Below are 19,744 nucleotides of genomic sequence, written 5' to 3' on the forward strand. Positions count from 1 at the left end.
CCTACAGCGGACAGGTGATGTTCGGGTCGCGCTCACCACGCACGGCCTGACGGAGCCCCTGTTCCACCGCGTCCACGTAGAGCCGCAGGCCGGGGCCCACCGGATGGACGCCGTCGGCGCCGAGGTCGCCGGGATTGGCCGCAGCGATCGAGCACCAGGGCGCGAGGAACACGTTCGGCTTGCGTTTGACATAGCGGAGCACCTGATTCGCCGCCTGCGGAATGCCGTCGACGGGCCCGAAGGGGACGACGAGCACCACTTTTCGGTCCGGACCGAGCATTCGCATGATGCGGTTGAGCTGGCCGGGGAACGCCTGGCCGTTGGTTCCGAAACCGAGGACGACGAACTCGCGCATCTTGTCATTGGCCAGCAGATCGGCGAGCACGCCTTCGCCGCCCGAGTAGTGCCGCGACACCTCGGCGTCGATGTAGATGCCTGGCAGTCTCCTCCGCAGCGCTTGGGACGACGCGAGCATCACCGAGTCGCCGACCGCGGTCACCTCAGGCCCCGTCGGAAGCTCGCGCGACGGTTTCGGCGGCAGGACAACAGCGGGAGCCTCATTCGCCTGGCGCTGCATCTCGGCCAGATCGTCGAGTTGCTGTTCCAGAGCCGACTTCGACGGACTCGATCCGAGCGCCGAACCGGCGAGCATCACCACGGCCAGAACCGCCGCCACACCTGCGAGCGGTGCGACCCGTCGAGCACTGGCACCTACCGCGGTCAGCACACCTCGGAAGCCGAGCCGGCGGAACGGCGTCTCGATCCAGCGGTACGAGAATTCGGACAGTGCAACACTGACGGCGGCCGCGATCACCCCGATCATCCAGCCGGGCATCGTGTGCGTCGCGTCGATCCCACTGCCGTTGATCAGTTCGCGCGTGAAGATGAATGCGGGCCAATGCCACAGATAGAGACTGAAAGACCGCGCGCCGAACCACCGCAGCGCGCGGTTGCTCAACACCGTGGGAATCGGCCCCGCTTCGCGGACCGCATTATGCACCAGGACCGTCGTCAGCAGGCAGGCCACGAGCAGGCCGCCGCGGTACGTGGCCGACGCCGTGTCGGGGAGGACGAACAGCATCACGATGAGCCCGACAAAAGCGACCGGCGCAACGATCACTCCGAGCCATTTCGCGACCACCGGGCTACGTCGCAGCGGCCAGGAGTCGACGGCGTCGGACGCGGGCGCCGTGATGACCAGGGCCAGTGCGGCACCCGCGAGCAGCCCGAACAGGTGCGTGTCACTGCCGAAGTACACACGACTCGGGTCGGCGGCCGGATCGTGCAGCAAGGCCATCGCAGCCGCTGAGGCCAGGCCGAGGACGGTGGCGATCACCGCCGCGACGAGCAGGCGACGCCGGATGTCCAGCTTTCGCGTGAGCACCATGACGCCGAGGAACATCAGCGGCCAGATCACGTAGAACTGCTCTTCGATCGCCAACGACCAGTAGTGCATGAAGATGCGCGGTGTGGTCTCGGCGAAGTAGCTCTGCGACTGCACGATCTGCACCCAGTTGTTCACGAACAGCAGTGAGCTGAAGAACTGCTCTTTCAGCTTCACTGCGACGTCGCCGCCGATGAGTCCGGCGACCGCACTGGACACCACCAGTACGGCGACGGACGCGGGCAGGATCCGGCGCGCTCGACGTGTCCAGAACCCGTTGAGCGACACCCGTCCGCCTGCACCGAACTCGCGGACAAGGAGAGACGTGATCAGGAAACCCGAGAGGACGAAGAAGATGTCGACGCCGAGATATCCGCCGCGCATCACATCTCCGAACAGGTGATAGATGACGACGGAGAGCACTGCAATACCGCGCAGGCCGTCGAGGGCCGGGGCCCGACGGATCCCACCCGTCTTGGGCTGCGGCTTCAGCGCGGGCTCCGGATCAGCCTCTGGTTCTGGCTTGGAATCTGGTTCCGGCGCGACTGCTTCCGGCTCCACAACCAGTCCGGCAACCGGGAAGGTCAGGTCGACGGGCTCTTCGACAACCGGATCGACGGTCTCGTCGACCGGCTCCGGTGCAGGCGGGGCGTCCGGCAAAGTCTCTTCGACAACGTTGATGACGTCGTCGGATTCGGGCAGCGCGACGTCCACGGTCTCTTCGACGAGCCGCGGTTTCCGGATGGCGACAGTGTGGACGCGTGGGCGCTCGGTGATCGTTCCCGTCATCGGATGCACTCCTGCCGCGCCTGTTTGTCGACGGCGTCAACGCAGAGCACGCGGCCCAGCATAACGGAGCAGATCGGCCACAGCCGATCGGACGACAGGCGTTCGTCATCCGTTCGATGCACGTCACAGTGAGGGCGTTCGGGAGCGGCCGTGGACGAGTCCGGTTCGTCGCGGCTGCTAGAATCGCAAGCTGCGAACCCGGCACCTGCCAGGGGAAACGCGGTGTCCACCCGACTGCAGGTGGGAGCAGGAACGGGAGACGACCATGGCGAATCCGGCGGTGAGCGGGGCCGGGAAGTCGGAGTCGTCCGGAAAAGCCGCCAGCCCCGCCTACCGCACCGACCTCGACGGACTCCGCGGTATCGCCATCGCCCTCGTCGCCTGCTTCCACGTGTGGTTCGGTCGGGTTTCCGGCGGCGTCGACGTGTTCCTCACCCTGTCCGGATACTTCTTCATCGGGTCACTGGTCCGACACACCATCCACAGCCAGTCGAGCTTGATCGGTTTCGGCGAGACGATCAGCCCCTGGCCACGACTCAAGCGGCTGCTGCGGCGGCTGCTCCCTGCGCTCTACACAGTCCTGATCGTCGTAGCGCTGCTGACGATTGCAGTCATCGCACAGACTCGCTGGCTGAACGTCGGGCGCGAGGTGATCGCGAGCGCCCTGTACTTCCAGAACTATCACCTGGCGAAGAACTCGCAGGACTACCTGGCCGCAAGTTCGGCCAACAGTCCTCTCCAGCATCTGTGGTCCATGTCGATGCAGGGCCAGTTCTTCGTCGGAGCCCTGCTGGTCCTGCTGACGGTCGCCGGCGTCATCAAGATCCTCGGTTCACGCTTCGAGGTGTTCACTCGGCCCGTGGTGGTCCGTGCGATCTTCGCCGTGCTCGTCGGCGCGGTGGCGGCCGCATCGTTCGTCTGGGCGCAGCACCGGCTGCACATCGATCAGCCGTACAACTACTACGACACCCTGTCGCGACTGTGGGAGCCGCTGGTCGGCGGCCTTCTCGCGATATGGATGCCGACCTGGCGGGTGCCGACGCGGATCCGCAGCGCCGTGACCGTCGCCGCGCTGATCGTCATCGCCACCTGCGGTTGGTGGATCGACGGCGTAGCCGAGTACCCCGCAGCACTGGCGTGGGTCCCGGTCGGGGCGACGCTGCTGATCATCTGGTCCGGCCAGGTCTCCCCCGGTCAGAACCGGCCCGCGGCGAACGGGATGCTCGCGAGTCACCGAGCCGTCTGGTTGGGCGGACTGTCGTACTCGCTGTACCTGATCCACTGGCCGCTGCTGATCTTCTACCTGACCTGGCACGGGACCGACCACGCGACGTTCGTCGAGGGCACCGCGATCCTCGCCGTGTCCCTCGGCCTCGCGTGGTTGATGAAGCGGTACGTCGAGGATCCCATGCGGGGCGGAGGACGGTCGTCCATCACACACGTGCGGTGGCCGTCGCACCCGCGCGTGACCTACCCGGCGATCCTCACGGTGGTGCTCGTGGCTGCCTCCGCGGGTACCGCGGGTGCGATCACCGCGTGGGACCGTCACATCTCGGGCGTCCACGTCGACACCGCCAACCTCGATCCGGCGCTCTACCCAGGCGCGCGGGCACTCCTCGACGGAGTCCCCGTGCCCGCCGTCGACCCGCAGCCGACGCCCCTCGCCGCCGCGTCCGACCTGCCGCAGACGTTCTTCGACGGTGTGATGGTCGAGATGGACGTGACGACTCCCGGCGTCGGCGTCTACGGCGATGTGAACGGATCGAAGACGATCGCGCTGGTGGGCGGATCCCACACCGAGATGTGGCTGGGCGCGGTTGATCCCATCGCCAAGGCCAACGGCGTCAAGATCCTCACGTACGTCAAACGCGGCTGCCCGATCACCGTCGACGAGAATCCCGCCTACCTCGAACGGGTGCCGTACCCCGAGTGTTACGAGTGGAACCTCGCGGTGATGGACGACCTCCTCAAGATCAGGCCGGACGCCGTCATCACGAACTCGACGCGGCCCGCGGAATCCGGCCCGGGAGACTTTCTCCCGCAGGGCTACATCACCGCGTTCCAGGAGTTGACGTCCGCGGGCATCCCGGTGATCGGCATCCGAGACACCCCGTGGCCGCACAATGATCAGGGACCGATCGACACGCCCAACTGCCTGTCCGGCGGCGGCACCGCCACCTCGTGCGGCACCGATCGGGCGAGTGCACTGAGCGCGGTCGACCCAGCACGCGCGCTCGCCGCGCGCGATCCGCTGTTCCATGCCCTCGACTTCACCGACGGCGTCTGCACCGCCGACTTCTGCCCGGCGATCGTCGGGAACATCATGGTGTACCGCGATCCGCATCATCTGACGCAGACGTATGTGCGGACGCTGATCCCCGAACTCGAGCGTCAACTCGCCGAGGCCCTTCCCTGGATTGCGCCGCCGCCCGCGCAGTGATTGCGGTCAGTCGTCGTCCGCAGAACTCCACTCCCACACGAGCGGGCGCCTGCCTGGCTTCCCGACGTCCGGAGCCTGAGTGGACCGCAGTTGCGAATGTCCCGAGAGAGCGCGCCGAAGATTCGACTGATGCACCGGCTCGCCGGTGACGTCGCTGGTCAGACGCACAGCGTCGGGTGTGGAGAACCACGGACCGGTGAGAGCTCGGGTGGTGTCGTCGTCGGACCAAAGTCGTTGTCGGACCTGGGCGAGCGCCATCGTCACGATCGAGTTGTGATCGAACGGCAGAGTCGGCTCTTCGTCGGCTGACGTCCACGACACCCCGGCCGCCCCGTCGTCCACGACGTTCGGGGCGATCACGGCGACGAAGGCCACCGAGATCGCATGCCGACGCGGTTCGCGGTTCGGGCCGTCGAACGCGCCGATCTGAAACCGGTGACGCACGGAGGACGGCCTGATCCCGGCCTTGCTGTCGAGCGCGCGGCTTGCCGCCTCGGCGAGCCGCTCACCAGTCCCGAGAAGCACACCGGGGAGTGCGAACTGTCCGATGAACGGTTCGAAGCGCCTGCGGGCGGTGCCGACGACGAGTCCGGTCTGCGTCCATGCGATCGGGACGACGTCGACGGCGATCAGCGGCTGGTCGGTCATGCGAGCACCGTCGATTCGGCCCACTCCGGGGAGTCGAAACGGCACGTTCGGCGCCACGCCGCGTCGACAGTCGCGATCGCATACTCGAGACGTTCGGATGGGGAGCCCCGCAGCAGAACCCACGAGTGGCCGGCGGCGGTCAGCTCGTCGACGAACCAGTCGTGCATCGTGACTCGGATGTGTTCGCCGTCGCGCCAACCGTCCTGCTCGAACGGGACACCGACGTGATCGGTCACGAGGTACAGCGCGCGTCGGGGCAGTTCCGACGTCGCCGCGGTGAGCGCCCCCGTACTGTGCGAGCCGACATACCGCCGCTCCCACAGCATGGTCGCGAAGGCGTCCGTGTCGGCGATGACCAGCGGATGGGCGCGAGCGGCGTCGTTCTCGCGGCGCGTCTGCTCCGCGGCGATGGCGGTGAACTGCTCAGTGGTCCACTCGAGGCCGTCGAGTGTCGGAGTCGGTCGTCCGGCGCGTGCCGCCGCCTCACGCGTCTGGCGGTACAGCGAGTACGTGAACTCCCGGCCGTACTCCTCGACTCGCCGCATGCCGTGGTGGCCGGGCAGCGATCGGTAATGGTCGACCAGTCCCCTGGCGAGGGTCGTCGTGCCCGTCGATTCGGCTCCGACGACGATGATCCGCGTCGCCAGCCCGAGCCGCACGGCTTCCGGGAGTTGCCCCCACCGACCGACCACATCGGTGCGGACCGCGGTGCCGCTGACCGAGATCCCCGACCGGAGCGGGTCGTACACGTCTGCGGTTGCACCGAGTTCCGCGGCGAGCCGTTCTCCGTAGCTCTCGCTCGAGACCACAACGTCCGGCAGGGGCAGCCCGTTCACCCGCAACGCCACCTCCATCGCCTGGACGTGTGCGGTCCAGGCGACTGACGACGTGTAGTCGACCGGCGCGTCGTCGAGCATGCCCACGACCGTCACCTCCGGCAGGTGTGACGACGCCTGCCGCAGCCAGTCGACTCGGTTGGCGAGCGGAATCGACTCCTGCGTCGCGGCCATCACCAGGATCACGGCGCGACCGTATCGCGCGGCGTGCTCGATCAGCGCGAGGTGACCGTTGTGCGGCGGGTAGAACTTGCCGATGACCAGTGCTGTCGTCATCCCACGACCACCACGTCGGGCGTGCCCGCCTGGGCTGCGAGGTCTCGACGCCACCGTCGCAGGCCGTCGATGCACAGGCAGAGGAAGCCCGCGTACAGGATCGCGGTGAGCCACAGTCCCTTGTGCACGTACAGCGGGATCGAGACGATGTCGACGACGATCCACACCCACCACTGCTCGATGATCTTCCGCGCCTGGCCCCACGTGGCCAGCAGTGATGCGGCGAGGATGAAGGCGTCCGGCCACGGGACCGTGGAATCGGTCTGACTGTGCAGGAGAAGGGCGACGGCGACGGTTCCGGCTGCTGTCGCCAGCCCTCCGGCAACCGCTTCGATCGGCGTCACACGACGGACCGGCAAGTCGGACGCCGATGCTGCACGCCGCCACATCCACCAGCCGTACAGGCCGAGCACCGCGAAGATCACCTGGAGGGCGGTGTCTGCATAGAGTCCAGCACCGAGGAACAGGACGATGAACACGACGTTGTTGGCGATGCCGATCGGCCAGTTCCACCTCAGTTGACGGGTCACCGCCCACACGCAGAGGGCGCCCGTCACGAAGCCGAGCACCTCGACCGCCGTCAACGGCTGATTCCCGATCGTGAACACCGTGGTGTTCAGCATGTCGATGACGTTCATGGCACTCCCCTCGTGGTTCTGTGCCATGACGATAGTTGAAAAACTCAGTTCGAGTCAATCATCTCTTCGTCAGCCCCTGCCGCTGCGCGTCCGCAGCGAGAGCGGGCTCCCTGATCGTCTCCGGGTCGGTGCCGTCCCAGCACTCGACTCCGGTGAGTCCCGGGACGTCGCCGCGGTGGAACACCGGGTCCAGGCCGCGTGATCGCTGCTCCGAGTAGTTCTTCAACAGCACTACCGCAACGCCACCGATCGCGAACAGCCCGACGATGTTCACCGTCGCCATCACCGACGAGAAGAGATCCGCGAGGTTCCAGACGAGCGACACCTTGGCGATAGCGCCGAAGAACACGAAGCCGACGACGACCACGCGGAACACGTTGAGCACCCACCGCCGCCGCGTGAAGAACGCGATGTTCGTCTCGCCGTAGTAGTAGTTGCCGATCACGGAGCTGAACGCGAGGAAGAACAGGATCACCGCCAAAAGGGGCCCCGCCCAGGATCCGATGTGCTGCGCGAGCGCCGTCTGCGTCAGCTGCACACCCTCAAGATCACTTCCATAATCCGGGTTGGACAGCAGAATGATGAACGCGGTGGCCGAGCAGACGATCAGGGTGTCGAAGTAGACGCCGAGAGTCTGCACGAGGCCCTGCTTCACCGGGTGGGACACGGCTGCGGTCGCGGCGGCGTTCGGTGTCGATCCCATGCCCGCTTCGTTGGAGAACAGTCCACGACGCATGCCCTGCATGATCGCCGCCCATACCCCGCCTCCGACGAACTCACGCCAGCCGAAGGCCGACTCGACGATGTCTCGGATCACGCCGGGAAGCTGCGTCAGATTGGTCAGCACCACCAGCAACGCGAGCCCGACGTACAGCACCGCCATCGCCGGGACCAGCACCTGGGATACACCGGAGATGCGGTGGACTCCGCCGAAGATGACCGCCGCGGTCAGGACTGCCAGCACCCCTCCGATCACGTACGGGAGCCATTCGCCGTCGACGTCGACCGCCAGATCGACCGCTGACGTGATCGAGTTCGACTGCACAGCGTTGAACACGAATCCGTAGGTGAACGTGATCGCCATGGCGAACACGAACGCCATCGCGATTCCGACTCTCCGGTTCTTGATCCCTCGGCTCAGGTAGTAGGCGGGACCGCCGCGGTAGTCGGCGCCGTCGCGCACCTTGTAAAGCTGGCCCAGAGTCGATTCGACGAAAGCGGTGGCCCCGCCGATGATCGCGAGCATCCACATCCAGAACACGGCACCCGGACCGCCGATCGTGAGCGCCACGGCGACACCCGCGACGTTGCCGGTCCCCACGCGGGATGCCGCCGAGATGCAGAACGCACGAAACGCCGAGATCTGAGCGCCGCCGTCCTTCCCGGTGGGCGGGCGCTCTTTGATCGCACGGGCCATCTCTGGCGCCATCCGGAGCTGGACCACTGCCGTGCGCACGCCCCACCACAAGCCGGCACCGACCAGCAGGACGATGAGCACGTACCCGTAGTGATCGTTGAACCAGACGACTGCATCATCGAGGGCGTCCATGAGGCGAGTGTATCGACGGGTTGATCGGATTCACTGCGACGGTCCCGGGCGCGACGACCGTCCGGTCGGGGCCGTTTCGAGGTCCGGTGCCGCACCCCGAGTCCCGCGGCGGGTGCGGACTCGGTATCGCCTACCGAGTCCGCACCCGCATTCTGTGTCGGTCAGACTCGGTCGGCGACGGAGGGCATCACGACTCGCGACCGCGACGACGCCACCGCGACGACGATCAGAGCTGCGATGCCGACCACGATCCAGTAGCCGATGCCGAACTGGCCCTTCGACGCGATCTCGATGTCAGTACCCGGAATGACGAGTGTCGACCAGCTCAGCACCGTCGTGACCACGGCCGACCCCAGGGAGAATCCGACGGCCATGGCCGTGCCCACCATTGCGCCCGCCATACCCGCCTTCTCCTCGCGCACCGACTGCTGCACGAGGGCGAAACACGCCGAGTAGACGATCGAGCAGCCGAAACCCACCACTCCCGAGGCGACCAGGAAGCTCCACTCCTGGTCAGAGACCGCGATGAGCAAGACGAATCCGGCGAGAGCGATCACTGCGCCGACGTTGAAGACCGCCAGTCCGCGGCCCGCAGCGACCGGGCGTTCAGCTACGGCGCCACCGATCAGGAAGGTCACAGCGAACGGAATCATGAGCATGCCGGTGTCGAGCGCGCTGAGACCGAGTCCGTACGAATCGGACGGAGCCAACCACGCGGGGTCGACCTGGGCGAAGTTGCTCATCAGGACGAGGAAAGCCGCGTTGACCATGGCGATCAAGGTGATCACGATGCACGACAGAATCACCGGCGACGACTTCGCGACCGACGGATCGAATACGGGCGTCGACGTCTTCCGCTGCGCCTGGAGCCACGTCGCGGCACCGACAATGCCGACGACGAGCGGGATCAATGCTCCCGCACCCCACTCGAGCCCCTGCGTCATGGCGAGCAGGAGGGCGCCAATCCATGCGACGAGCCAGGTGGTGCCGATGACCGGGATGCTCCCACCAGAGATCGACTGCGCGTTCTGCGGAATGATGAGCGCGGACGCGAAGATGGTGACAGCGAAGCACGCCGTGAGGATGTAGAAGAACATCTGGACCGACACGTAGTCGACGATGAGTCCGCCGCCGATCATGCCGATGACGATGCCGGCACCGGTAGCCATCACCAAGACGGCCACCGAGATGGCCAGGCCGCTCTCGCCGAGAGCTCGACGCAGGAAGCCGAGCGGGAGCAGCTGGGCGGCGCCTCCGAAGCCCATGACGACTGCACCGGCGAGCAGCGCGCCGTAGGAGTTGCCAACGGCGATGATGCCGCCGCCGAGTGTCATCGCGATACACGCCGCCACGGCTGCGGTGCGGTCGCCTGCGACATCGGACAGTTTCGGCAACACGATGAAGCCCGCACCACCGCCGAGAGTGAGAAGCGTGAAGATCCAGGTCGCGGCGGCCACCGAGGTGATCTGGTACTCCGCCTGAATCACCGGAAGAAGAGGTGGAAGCAGGAAGGTGAGCGCGTTGGTCAGGATCACGAGCAGCGACGCGACTCCGATCAACTGTAGTCGGGTCGAGCCGGCGACTCTCGGTGCGGCGGCGGCGACGCCGAGAGGCGACAGTGCATCTGTCATGTCGATACTCCTGTAAGAAGGGATGCTTCCGGGCGCTTGCCTGGACGGGGAATGGCCTGCGCGGGGGCGGGCCGGGCGGACGCGACCGGGAGGTCACGTCGGACGAGCATGGGGGCCGAAGAGCAGTCTCGACTCCTCAGGTGGGCGCTTCCGGCTCACATCCGGCGCTTCTGCTCGGCGTGACACAGTTCCCAATCGGTTGTCACTGTGACCCGATGCACAGCGTAGGGCAACATGGACGCTTGATCAATAGTTTGACTAAATCAAATGACCAGCGCGGTATCCGTCCGAATTGCTCGTCCGTCGACTGTCGATGCGATCGACGCTGCGGTGACGACCACTCGCTCGTAGTGACCCCACGCAGAGCGACGCAAGGTGTGCACAACGCACCGCGGCGCGACCGAGGACGGTGACATCCGAATATGGTCGTCACCTCTTCCATCAATGAGAGTGATTCAGTACACATCACTCAGTGACGGTCATAGCCGCAGCGCAGACGGCTTCTCCAGTCGCACCCAATCGATGGCTCCGGCGTGGAATCGACCGGCAGCCCTGGTGAAAGAAGGCATGGACATGACCACATACCCATCCCCGAACACCGTCTCGGTGCTCGGAACCGGGAACATGGGCGCCGCCATCGTGCGCGCCCTGCTGACCTCCGGCCGTCGGGTCGTCGCATGGAATCGGACGCCCGAGAGGGCACACGCACTGGTCGCAGACGGCGCCCTGTTGGCGCCGACCGCCGCCGAAGCGGTGCGGGCGTCGGAGTTGACAATCATCTGCGTATCGACCACCGACGCCGCGCAGACGGCCCTCGACGGAATCGCTCTCGAGGACTTCGCCGACCGCACCGTCCTCAACCTGACCACCGGCACCCCGGACGACGCGCATGCGCTGACCGGCTGGGCGGCCGACTGCGGAGTCAGATACCTCGACGGTTCCATCGGCGCATACCCCGAACAGATCGGCGGCGACGACACCCTGATCACGGTGTCCGGCGAGGAGACCCTCTGGCTCAAGCACCGCGACACGATCCTCGCCTTGGCGGGACGCTCGATGCACGTCGGCGACGACCCCGCAGCCGCCAACATCATCGACGCAGGACTCACCGGCGCGTTCTACATGTCCAGCCTTGTCTCCTTCGTCGAAGCGGTCCGCTACATGAACGGCGCGGGCGTCTCCAACGACGCGATCGCCGGGCTGGTCGACTACACCACCGCCGTACTCGCCCACCAGATGCTGGCCGCGCTGCGCGAGATCGACGCGGACGATTTCGACACCGATCAGGCCACGATCGACGTATTCGCGCACACATCCGCCGCGTTCGCCGAGGCGATCAGCGCAGGCAGCGACGCAACGATGATCAACGCGACCGCGAGCACGTTCCGCCGAGCCGCCGACGCAGGACTCGGCGAGAAGGCTCTCGCGGCACTGCACACGCTCGCATCGAACTAGGGCGTGTCTGACACGCCCTAACCTCGCGCTCCCCCACCGAAGTACCACTAGTCAAGGAGAACCATGGCGATCGACTCCTCCCGGACCGCCTTCACGCGGACTCAGCGCAGCCTCGCGGCCGGCGTGAGTTCGGGCCTTCGTCGGACGATGCAACCGGTCCCGCTCTTCGTCGATCGCGCCGAGGGCGCTCACGTCTGGGACCTCGACGGCGACCGTTACATCGACTACGTGATGGCCTGGGGACCGCTCGTCCACGGACACAGCGATCCGCACGTCATCGATGCGGTGCAGCGCGTCGTCACCTCGATGCAGGTGGTCGGAATGGGACATCGGCTCGAGTACGAAGCGGCCGAGGCAGTCCTGGAATCCGTACCGGGCGCGCAGCGACTCGTGTGGGCCAACACCGGAACCGAGGCCGTCCAGGTCGCACTGCGACTCGCTCGCGCGGCGACCGGCCGACATCGCATCGTCAAGATGACCAAGGCGTATCACGGCTGGCACGACAGCGTGTACGCGAGCATCGACGCGGGAGACACCGGTGAGGCCGCCGTCAGCGCCAGCCGCGGTCAGAGCCCCAACGCCTACGCCGACCTCATCATCAGTCAGTTCAACGACGTTGAGTCGATCACCCGCATCCTCGCCGATGCCGCCGAACGTCAGATCGCGGCAGTGCTCGTCGACCCGATCATGAGCAACGCAGGCGTCCTGGAACCGCAGGACGGGTTCCTCGAGACACTGCGCAAACTCTGCGACCGCCACGGCGTGGTCTTGATCTTCGACGAGGTGATCACCGGCTTCCGGATCGCACGCGGAGGCGCCGCCGAACGATTCGGCGTGACCCCGGACCTCTCGGTGTTCGGCAAGGCGATCGCGGGCGGATTCACCCAGAGCGCCGTCGTCGGCAAAGCCGACATCGTCGACCTTGTCGTCGACGGCGTCATGCACGCCGGAACGTTCAACGGCAATCCGGCCGCCCTGGCCGCGGTCAAGGCGTCGATGGAACTGTGCGCTGCACCCGACATGTACTCCCGGCTCGACGGTCTCGGGGCCGCGTTCGAAGAGGAGATCTCCACGGTCCTGACCGACGCCTGCACGGGCAGCGGTCTCCGCCGCGTCGGCTCACTGCTGCAGTTCGTTCCGGGTGACGATCAGGCGACCAGCCTGCACGGCACGGGAGGACTCTGGTCCGGCATCTCTGCAGCCATGCTCGAAGCCGGCGTCGTCTTCACGCCCTCCGGGAAGATCTTCCTGAGCACCGCGCATTCGGCCGCCGACATCCGGCAGACCGCCGAGCGTCTGCACGACGCTCTCCGCGTCCCCGCAGGGGAGTCCGCATGACGACCAGTGTGGTGCTCATCGGCCTCGGCGCCACCGGCCGGGCCATCGCGTCGTCGCTCCGACGACGAGACGACATAGAGATCATTGGGGCCGCAGACTCGAATCCCGCGACAGCCGGCGAAGACCTCGGCACAGTACTCGACGAGTCGGAGCACGGCGTCACCGTCGTCGCCTCACCGTCTGAACTGCCCGTCGCCGACCTCGCGGTCATCGCGACCACATCCGATCTGCGGCAGGTCGCGGGCACCATCCTTCCGCTGCTCGAGCTCGGGTACAACGTGCTCAGCATCTGCGAGGAGCTCGGCTACCCGTGGCGCAGCCATCCCGACATCGCGCGTCGCCTCGACGCGACCGCGAAGGCCCACGGGGTCACCGTCGCAGGCGGCGGAGCCAACCCCGGCGTTCTGATGGACACTCTTCCGTTGCTGCTCAGCACTCTGACTCAGCGGGCGCGCACGGTCCGCATCCGCCGACGGACCGACATGTCGCCGTACAGCGGCATCCTGCCGAAGTTCGGCCTCGGACTGACCGTCGCCGACTTCGACGACGCCCGCCGACGCGGCGACGTCGTGGGACACCACGGTTTCGCGGAATCGATCGAAGCACTCGCAACCGGACTCGGGTGGCGGTTGGACACGATCGAAATCGGCGAACCGACACCCGGCAAGGTCCGCGCGTCGGGCCAGATCTGCGCGATCAACCATGGCGCACGCGGTCTCATCGACGGCGAGGCGGTGATCGACCTGGAGATCATGTTCGCGCTCTTCGACCCGTCCGACGACGTCTCGGCCGGCGACGAGTACCAGATCGTCGGCGACGATCAGACCATCGATCTGCGGTCCGACGTCGGCTTCGACTCCTTCCGCAGCACCGTCGCCGCGGCTGTCAACTCCGCCGCAGCCGTCGTCGAAGCGCCACCGGGCCTGCTGTCGATGGGAGACCTGTCGGCCCGGGCCATCGCATCGAAAGGCCGGCGCACGCGCCTGGCCACCATTCACTGACATAGGAGCGACCACCATGAACAGTCCCGAATACACCGTCATCGACCCCGCGACCGGCGAGGCCGCGTCCACGTTCTCGACCGCGACCGACGCCGACATCGACGCGGCCTTGAGTGCCGCAGATGGCGCCTACCGCGGATGGTCCGCCTCCTCGACCGTCGCCCAGCGCGCCGAGTTGCTCCGCGCCGCTGCTGCGCTCCACATGGAGCGACGAGACGAGCTTGCCGCGATCATTCACCGCGAGATGGGCAAGCCGATGGACCAGTCCGTCGGCGAGGTGGAATTCAGCGCCGCAATCTACGAGTACTACGCCGACAACGCGGAGCGCTTCCTCGCCGATCAGCCGATCGAGCTCCTCGCAGGTGACGGCAGCGCACGCATTCGACGGGAAGCCGTGGGCGTCCTGCTCGGCGTGATGCCGTGGAACTACCCGTACTACCAGGTCGCGCGGTTCGCGGGACCGAACTTGGTCCTCGGCAACACCATCGTCCTCAAGCACGCTCCGCAGTGCCCGGAGTCGGCGGCCGCGATCGAGAGGATCTTCGTCGACGCGGGCTTCCCCGAAGGCGCCTACGTCAACGTCTACGCCTCACACGATCAGATCGCCGACGCCATCGACGACACGCGCGTCCGCGGAGTGTCGTTCACCGGTTCGGAGCGCGCGGGCGCCCAGATCGCCGAGATCGCGGGTCGCTGCCTGAAGAAGGTGGTGCTCGAACTCGGCGGCTCCGACCCGTTCATCGTCCTGTCGTCCGACGATCTGAGCGCCACCGTCGACGCCGCTCTCGAAGCCCGCCTCGAGAACACCGGTCAAGCCTGCAACGGCGCCAAGCGGATGATCGTCATCGACGACCTGTATGACGAGTTCGTCGCCACGTTCACCGAGCGGATGCTCGCCGCGGGCGACGGCGTGGCTCCGCTCTCATCGGTGGCCGCCGCACAGCGGCTGGAGCAGCAGGTCGCGCGGGCCGTCGCCGAGGGCGTCACGCTGACCAGCGCAGGCGAGCGAAACGGCGCGTTCTTCCCGCCCGCCGTACTCACCGACGTGAAGCCCGGATCGCCTGCCGCCGCCGAAGAACTCTTCGGCCCGGTCGCCACCGTCTACCGCGTCGGGTCGGAGGACGAGGCGGTGGAGCTGGCCAACGACACCTCGTACGGCCTCGGCTCCTACGTGTTCACCACTGATCCCGCACAGGCCGAACGCGTGGCCCAGCGGATCGAAGCCGGAATGGTCTTCATCAACGGCGTCGGGATGGAAGGCGTGGAGCTGCCTTTCGGCGGCATCAAACGATCCGGCTTCGGCCGCGAACTCGGCAGCCTCGGCATCGACGAGTTCGCCAACAAGAAGCTCATCCGTACCGCCTGACGACAAGGAACTTTTCATGACCATCGAATTCCGGGCCGCGATCTTCCGCGCGCCCAACACGCCCCTCACCATCGAGACCGTCTCGATCCCGTCCACTCCGCCGCCCGGCGAGGTCCTCGTCCGGATGAAGGCGAGCGGGCTGTGCCACAGCGATCTCCACGTCATCGTCGGCGAATGGGACGGCATGCCCACCCCGATGATCCTCGGCCACGAGGGCGCAGGTGTCATCGAAGCCGTGGGCGACGGCGTCACGAACGTCGCGGTCGGTGACCACGTGGTGCTGTCGTGGACGCCGTCGTGCGGTCGCTGCCGGTACTGCGTCAGCGGGCGGACCGTGCTCTGCGACAAGGCGGCCGAGCACTCGGCCAACCACGTGTCGTTCGACGGCGGCACCCGCATCACCTCGGCGTCGGGCGAACCCGTGTACGGCTTCGCCGGTCTCGGCACCTTCGGCGAGTACGCGATGCTCCCCGAATCCGCGGCGATCACCGTCGACGCGGCCGCACCCTTCGAGCAGTCGGCCCTCGTCGGCTGCGCCGTGACCACCGGTATCGGCGCCGCCGTGAACACCGCGCGCGTCCTCAACACCGAGACCGTGCTGGTCATCGGATGCGGCGGCGTCGGACTCAACGCGGTCCAGGGCGCGCGTTTGGTCGGCGCGCGCCGCATCATCGCCGCCGACATCTCCGACAGCAAGCTCGCCCAGGCCAAGGCCTTCGGCGCCCACGACGTGATCAACAGCGCCACCGAAGACCTCTCGGAGCGGATCGCGGAGATCACCGAGGGGCACGGCGTGGAGGTCGCCATCGAGGCGATCGGTCTGCCGCAGACCATCGAGGCCGCCTACAGCGCCCTCGCTCGCGGCGGTCGTGCGATCGTCGCAGGCCAGGTGGCCGACGGCGTGAAGGTGTCGATCGATCCGTTTGTCATGTCCGATCAGGAGCTCTCGCTCATCGGCTCCAACTACGGCTCCAGCAGGGCCGCCGTCGACTTCCCCAACCTCGTCGAGCACTACCTGAACGGTCGAATCGACCTCGACTCGCTGGTGACCGGGGTGATCGGCCTGAACGACATCAACGACGGCTTCGACGAGATGAAGCGCGGCGAAGGCATCCGGTCCGTGATCCGCTACTGACCGACGTCCACCCGACACCGAAACAAGGAGACCCACAATGACTGGTCTGACCACACTCCCGGCGACCGCGTCGGTCGACGAGGCTGCGGCCGTCGTCGACCGTGACGGCGGCGTCATCATCGAGGACTTCTTTTCCCCGGAGACGATCGTCGAGCTCCGAGCCGAGATCGACGCGGCGCTGAACGAGGTGCCGTGGGGCCAGGACGACTTCTCCGGGCAGCGCACCAAGCGCCTGTACGGGGTTTTCCAGCACACCCAGCATGCCGCGACGGCGGTGCGGCATCCCCTCTACGCCGGGCTCGCCAAGTACTTCCTCGAACGCGAGGTGCCGACCTGGGCCGGCGAGTATCAGTTCCCGATCGCCCCGACCTACCAGGTGGGCGTCAGCTCGATCATCGACATCCACCCAGGTGAGGGCGCGCAGCCGCTCCATCGCGACGACGCAGTCTGGCAGTGGCGACACGAGCCGGGCTACCGCCAGGCCAGGGTCCAGATCATGGTCGCGGTAACCGACTTCACCGCCGAGAACGGCGGCACCATGGTCATTCCGGGGAGCCACCTGTGGGGCGACGACCGCGGACCGCGCGTCGACGAGGCGATCCCGACCGAGATGTCGGCCGGCTCCGCTCTGATCTGGGTCGGCGGCACCTTCCACGGCGGTGGCAACAACACTTCCGACAGCAGCCGGATCGGACTCACCATCGGGCTCGACCTCGGCTACCTGCGGCAGGAGGAGAACAACTTCCTCACCTACTCCCCCGACGTGGTGAAGAGATTCGACGAAGACATCCAGGCATTTCTGGGCTGGTCGACGTGCCCGCCCGGAACCGGATTCGTCGCCCATGAGGGTGTGATGGCCGACCCGATCTTCCTGCTCAAGGACGGAGCCCCGGTCGTCAACACCTTCTCGCAATTCGACGAGAAATCCGACGCCTGACGGCACGGCGCGTCCCCCCGACGACCCCGCTCGGCGAAAGCACCACTTCGCCGGGCGGGGTTCTCCACGTTCGGTCTACTGTCCCCGGCTGCTGCCCGCGGCCCGAGCCGTCGCGCACAGCGACGGGAGGCCCGCACAGAGCATCTCGACGAAGGCGTCCACCCGAGCAGTGTCGCGATCGGCCGCCCACTGGACCACCAGTCCGTCGAGCCCGGCAGTCAGTATCGAGGCGAGAGTCTTCACCGAGACGTCGTCGATCCCCGGTTCGGCCTCCGTCAGTATCTTCACGACGGCGTCGAGGTAGCCGTCGACCGATTCGACTGCCTGGTCAGGGCGATTTCGGCACATCCACAGATGCAGGTCGAGCTGGGCCAGCGCGTAGTCGGGGTGCGTGACGATCCATGCGCACGCCCTCCGGATGAGGCGTTCGGCAGCGGCTTCGAGCCCTACGGGATGGACGTCCGCGAACGGCCGAGCGGCCTCTTCCGCGAGGTGTTCGAACACCGCGTGGAAGAGGCTGTCTTTGTCTCGGAAGCAGTAGTGCAACGATGCGAGCGGAGCGCCGGCCGCCTCGGCGATGCGACGGGTAGTCGCACTCGCGACTCCCTGCTCCGCGATCACCTTGGCGGCGGCCTCGACGAATTGCACCGACCGGTCCGCTGTCGACACATGCGCCACGACTATCACTCCTTGCCGACGGTTCCAGGACGCATCCCGGAGAAATCGTTTGATCAAGTCAAACGTACCGGAGTCGGCGCACGACGATCTACAACTGGGCCGCCCGCTCTCGCAGGACGAACTTCTGGGTCTTGCCGGTTGTCGTCTTGGGCAGTTCGTCGAAGACCACCACCCGCGGCGCCTTGTAGCGGGCGATCTGGCCCTTCACGTGAGCGATGAGCTCGTCGGCTCCGACGTCGGCACCTGGAACGAGATGGACGAATGCCACGGGGATCTCGCCCCACTTCTCGTCGGGTGCACCCACCACGGCCGCTTCGAGTACCGCCGGGTGCTCGGCCAGCACGTGCTCCACCTCCACGCTGGCGATGTTCTCACCGCCGCTGATGATGATGTCCTTGCTGCGATCGCGAAGCTCGATGTACCCGTCGGCGTGTCGAACGGCCAGGTCACCGGTCCGAAACCACCCGTCGGGGATCGCCTTCCGCGTCGCTTCCGCGTCGTCGAGATAGCCGAGCATCACGTTGTTTCCGGCCAGCGCGATCTCGCCGATCGTCGCGCCGTCGGCGGGTACGTCCGAACCGTCGGGGCGGACCACCCGAGGCGGCAGCGACACAAGGTTTCCAACTCCCTGCCGTGCTTTGAGCCGGATGATCGACTCGTCGTCGCGGTCGGCCCATTCCGGCGGAGCCTCGCAGATGAGCGCGGGTCCGAAGCTCTCGGTGAGCCCGTAGAGATGAGTGATGTCGAACCCCAAGCGCGTCATCCGGCGCAGAACCGCCGGTGCGGGCGGAGCACCGCCGGTGCCGATCGAGACGGTGCGCGCGAGGGGCGCAGCGCTCGGCGAGTGCGCGATCATGTCGAGCACGGCCGGCGCGCCGTTGAGGCTGGTCACGCCCTCGGTCTCGATCAGGCGCCAGATCTCGTCGGAGTCGACCTTGGGCAGACACACGTGCGTACCGGCTGCGGCGGTGACCGCCCACGTGAAACACCAGCCGTTGCAATGGAACATCGGCAGAGTCCACAGGTGGACGGTGTCCGGCCCGAGCGCAAAGTGGCTGGTCATCGCCAGCGCCTGCAAGTAGGCACCGCGATGGTGGTACTGCACGCCCTTCGGCGCACCCGTGGTACCCGAGGTGTAGTTGATCGCGAGCACCGACCGCTCGTCGTACACCTCGCTCCGAAACGGCGCCGACCGACTGACCAGCGTCTGGTACTCGGTATCGGGGCCGCCGGAGACGATCATTCGGGGCGCATCGGCGAGGCCTCCGCAGACCTCCGCCACCAGCTCCGCGAACCGCGAATCGTAGATGAGCACGCCTGCGCCCGAGTGCGCGAGGATGTACGCGAGTTCCCGCGTCCCCAATCGCGTGTTCAGCGCGACCAGGGGCACGCCGGCCCACGGCACGCCGTAGTGCGCTTCGAGCAAGACGTGATTGTTCGGCGTCAGCACCGCGATCGGCCTACCGTCGCTGATGTCCCGCAACCCGCCCGCCAGACGCAGGCACCGGTCACGGAATTCCTGGTAGGTCCATCGGTGGTCGCCGTCGACGACAGCGATCCGGTCACCGTGCGCGGCCGCGGCCCGATCGAGCAGGGCGGTAGGGGTCAGCGGAGCCCACGCATGCGATGCGTCATTCATTACA

The 19,744-nt window shown here is 66.8% G+C and carries 15 protein-coding genes; 7 read left to right on the plus strand and 8 right to left on the minus strand.

What is annotated here, in order from left to right; translation table 11 throughout:
• Position 1 precedes the first annotated feature (1 nt).
• A complete protein-coding gene (locus JVX90_RS17350; RefSeq protein ID WP_205329918.1) occupies positions 2-2,173 on the minus strand; it encodes an acyltransferase family protein in 2,172 nt (723 codons plus the stop codon).
• 265 nt (positions 2,174-2,438) lie between these two features.
• Between JVX90_RS17350 and JVX90_RS17355 the strand changes: the two genes are divergently transcribed.
• On the plus strand, positions 2,439-4,613 hold the full coding sequence (locus tag JVX90_RS17355) for an acyltransferase family protein (RefSeq protein WP_205329919.1): 2,175 nt from the start codon (positions 2,439-2,441) through the stop codon (positions 4,611-4,613).
• 6 nt (positions 4,614-4,619) lie between these two features.
• On the opposite strand, the gene JVX90_RS17360 is transcribed toward JVX90_RS17355, so the two are convergent.
• From JVX90_RS17360 to JVX90_RS17380, 5 genes are all read right to left on the minus strand, one after another.
• On the minus strand, positions 4,620-5,261 hold the full coding sequence (locus JVX90_RS17360) for an NUDIX hydrolase (protein WP_205329920.1): 642 nt from the start codon (positions 5,259-5,261) through the stop codon (positions 4,620-4,622).
• The gene (locus JVX90_RS17365) at positions 5,258-6,373 is read right to left on the minus strand and encodes an AAA family ATPase (RefSeq protein ID WP_205329921.1); all 1,116 of its coding nucleotides are present in this window, start codon (positions 6,371-6,373) and stop codon (positions 5,258-5,260) included. Before JVX90_RS17365 ends, JVX90_RS17360 begins: the two co-directional genes overlap by 4 nt.
• Positions 6,370-7,038, minus strand: a complete 669-nt coding sequence (pnuC, locus tag JVX90_RS17370; RefSeq protein WP_240193941.1) for a nicotinamide riboside transporter PnuC — start codon at positions 7,036-7,038, stop codon at positions 6,370-6,372. Before pnuC ends, JVX90_RS17365 begins: the two co-directional genes overlap by 4 nt.
• Positions 7,039-7,069: 31 nt before the next feature.
• The gene (locus JVX90_RS17375; RefSeq protein WP_205329922.1) at positions 7,070-8,560 is read right to left on the minus strand and encodes an alanine/glycine:cation symporter family protein; all 1,491 of its coding nucleotides are present in this window, start codon (positions 8,558-8,560) and stop codon (positions 7,070-7,072) included.
• 161 nt (positions 8,561-8,721) lie between these two features.
• Positions 8,722-10,191: an MFS transporter gene (locus JVX90_RS17380; protein WP_205329923.1), complete on the minus strand. Its 1,470-nt coding sequence runs from the start codon at positions 10,189-10,191 to the stop codon at positions 8,722-8,724.
• A gap of 573 nt (positions 10,192-10,764) precedes the next feature.
• Between JVX90_RS17380 and JVX90_RS17385 the strand changes: the two genes are divergently transcribed.
• The 6 genes from JVX90_RS17385 (at position 10,765) to JVX90_RS17410 (ending at position 17,423) form a co-directional block, all read left to right on the plus strand.
• Positions 10,765-11,646 (plus strand): NAD(P)-binding domain-containing protein, encoded by an 882-nt coding sequence (locus JVX90_RS17385; protein ID WP_205329924.1) that lies wholly within the window; start codon positions 10,765-10,767, stop codon positions 11,644-11,646.
• Positions 11,647-11,709: 63 nt separating this feature from the next.
• Positions 11,710-12,984: an aminotransferase class III-fold pyridoxal phosphate-dependent enzyme gene (locus tag JVX90_RS17390; protein WP_205329925.1), complete on the plus strand. Its 1,275-nt coding sequence runs from the start codon at positions 11,710-11,712 to the stop codon at positions 12,982-12,984.
• On the plus strand, positions 12,981-13,985 hold the full coding sequence (locus tag JVX90_RS17395; protein WP_205329926.1) for a dihydrodipicolinate reductase: 1,005 nt from the start codon (positions 12,981-12,983) through the stop codon (positions 13,983-13,985). Before JVX90_RS17390 ends, JVX90_RS17395 begins: the two co-directional genes overlap by 4 nt.
• 16 nt (positions 13,986-14,001) lie before the next feature.
• The gene (locus JVX90_RS17400) at positions 14,002-15,351 is read left to right on the plus strand and encodes an NAD-dependent succinate-semialdehyde dehydrogenase (RefSeq protein WP_205329927.1); all 1,350 of its coding nucleotides are present in this window, start codon (positions 14,002-14,004) and stop codon (positions 15,349-15,351) included.
• 16 nt (positions 15,352-15,367) lie between these two features.
• Positions 15,368-16,486, plus strand: coding sequence for a Zn-dependent alcohol dehydrogenase (locus JVX90_RS17405; RefSeq protein ID WP_205329928.1), 1,119 nt, complete (start codon positions 15,368-15,370; stop codon positions 16,484-16,486).
• Positions 16,487-16,523: 37 nt separating this feature from the next.
• Complete coding sequence (locus JVX90_RS17410) at positions 16,524-17,423, plus strand: phytanoyl-CoA dioxygenase family protein (protein WP_205329929.1); 900 nt, start codon at positions 16,524-16,526, stop codon at positions 17,421-17,423.
• Positions 17,424-17,498: 75 nt separating this feature from the next.
• Here the strand turns inward: JVX90_RS17410 and JVX90_RS17415 are convergent, their stop codons facing one another.
• The gene (locus JVX90_RS17415; RefSeq protein ID WP_205329930.1) at positions 17,499-18,101 is read right to left on the minus strand and encodes a TetR/AcrR family transcriptional regulator; all 603 of its coding nucleotides are present in this window, start codon (positions 18,099-18,101) and stop codon (positions 17,499-17,501) included.
• Between the two features lie 88 nt (positions 18,102-18,189).
• On the minus strand, positions 18,190-19,740 hold the full coding sequence (locus JVX90_RS17420; RefSeq protein ID WP_205329931.1) for an AMP-binding protein: 1,551 nt from the start codon (positions 19,738-19,740) through the stop codon (positions 18,190-18,192).
• Between the last annotated feature and the right edge of the window lie 4 nt (positions 19,741-19,744).

This window comes from Gordonia sp. PDNC005 (genome assembly GCF_016919385.1).
GTDB lineage: Bacteria > Actinomycetota > Actinomycetes > Mycobacteriales > Mycobacteriaceae > Gordonia.

Excerpts from the sequence above, each read along its gene's own strand:
- JVX90_RS17390 (WP_205329925.1), top strand. The coding sequence starts at position 11,710 with ATGGCGATCGACTCCTCCCGGACCGCCTTCACGCGGACTCAGCGCAGC.
- pnuC (WP_240193941.1), bottom strand. The coding sequence starts at position 7,038 with ATGGCACAGAACCACGAGGGGAGTGCCATGAACGTCATCGACATGCTG.
- JVX90_RS17420 (WP_205329931.1), bottom strand. The coding sequence starts at position 19,740 with ATGAATGACGCATCGCATGCGTGGGCTCCGCTGACCCCTACCGCCCTG.
- JVX90_RS17375 (WP_205329922.1), bottom strand. The coding sequence starts at position 8,560 with ATGGACGCCCTCGATGATGCAGTCGTCTGGTTCAACGATCACTACGGG.
- JVX90_RS17400 (WP_205329927.1), top strand. The coding sequence starts at position 14,002 with ATGAACAGTCCCGAATACACCGTCATCGACCCCGCGACCGGCGAGGCC.
- JVX90_RS17385 (WP_205329924.1), top strand. The coding sequence starts at position 10,765 with ATGACCACATACCCATCCCCGAACACCGTCTCGGTGCTCGGAACCGGG.
- JVX90_RS17395 (WP_205329926.1), top strand. The coding sequence starts at position 12,981 with ATGACGACCAGTGTGGTGCTCATCGGCCTCGGCGCCACCGGCCGGGCC.
- JVX90_RS17365 (WP_205329921.1), bottom strand. The coding sequence starts at position 6,373 with ATGACGACAGCACTGGTCATCGGCAAGTTCTACCCGCCGCACAACGGT.
- JVX90_RS17380 (WP_205329923.1), bottom strand. The coding sequence starts at position 10,191 with ATGACAGATGCACTGTCGCCTCTCGGCGTCGCCGCCGCCGCACCGAGA.
- JVX90_RS17360 (WP_205329920.1), bottom strand. The coding sequence starts at position 5,261 with ATGACCGACCAGCCGCTGATCGCCGTCGACGTCGTCCCGATCGCATGG.
- JVX90_RS17405 (WP_205329928.1), top strand. The coding sequence starts at position 15,368 with ATGACCATCGAATTCCGGGCCGCGATCTTCCGCGCGCCCAACACGCCC.
- JVX90_RS17355 (WP_205329919.1), top strand. The coding sequence starts at position 2,439 with ATGGCGAATCCGGCGGTGAGCGGGGCCGGGAAGTCGGAGTCGTCCGGA.
- JVX90_RS17410 (WP_205329929.1), top strand. The coding sequence starts at position 16,524 with ATGACTGGTCTGACCACACTCCCGGCGACCGCGTCGGTCGACGAGGCT.
- JVX90_RS17350 (WP_205329918.1), bottom strand. The coding sequence starts at position 2,173 with ATGACGGGAACGATCACCGAGCGCCCACGCGTCCACACTGTCGCCATC.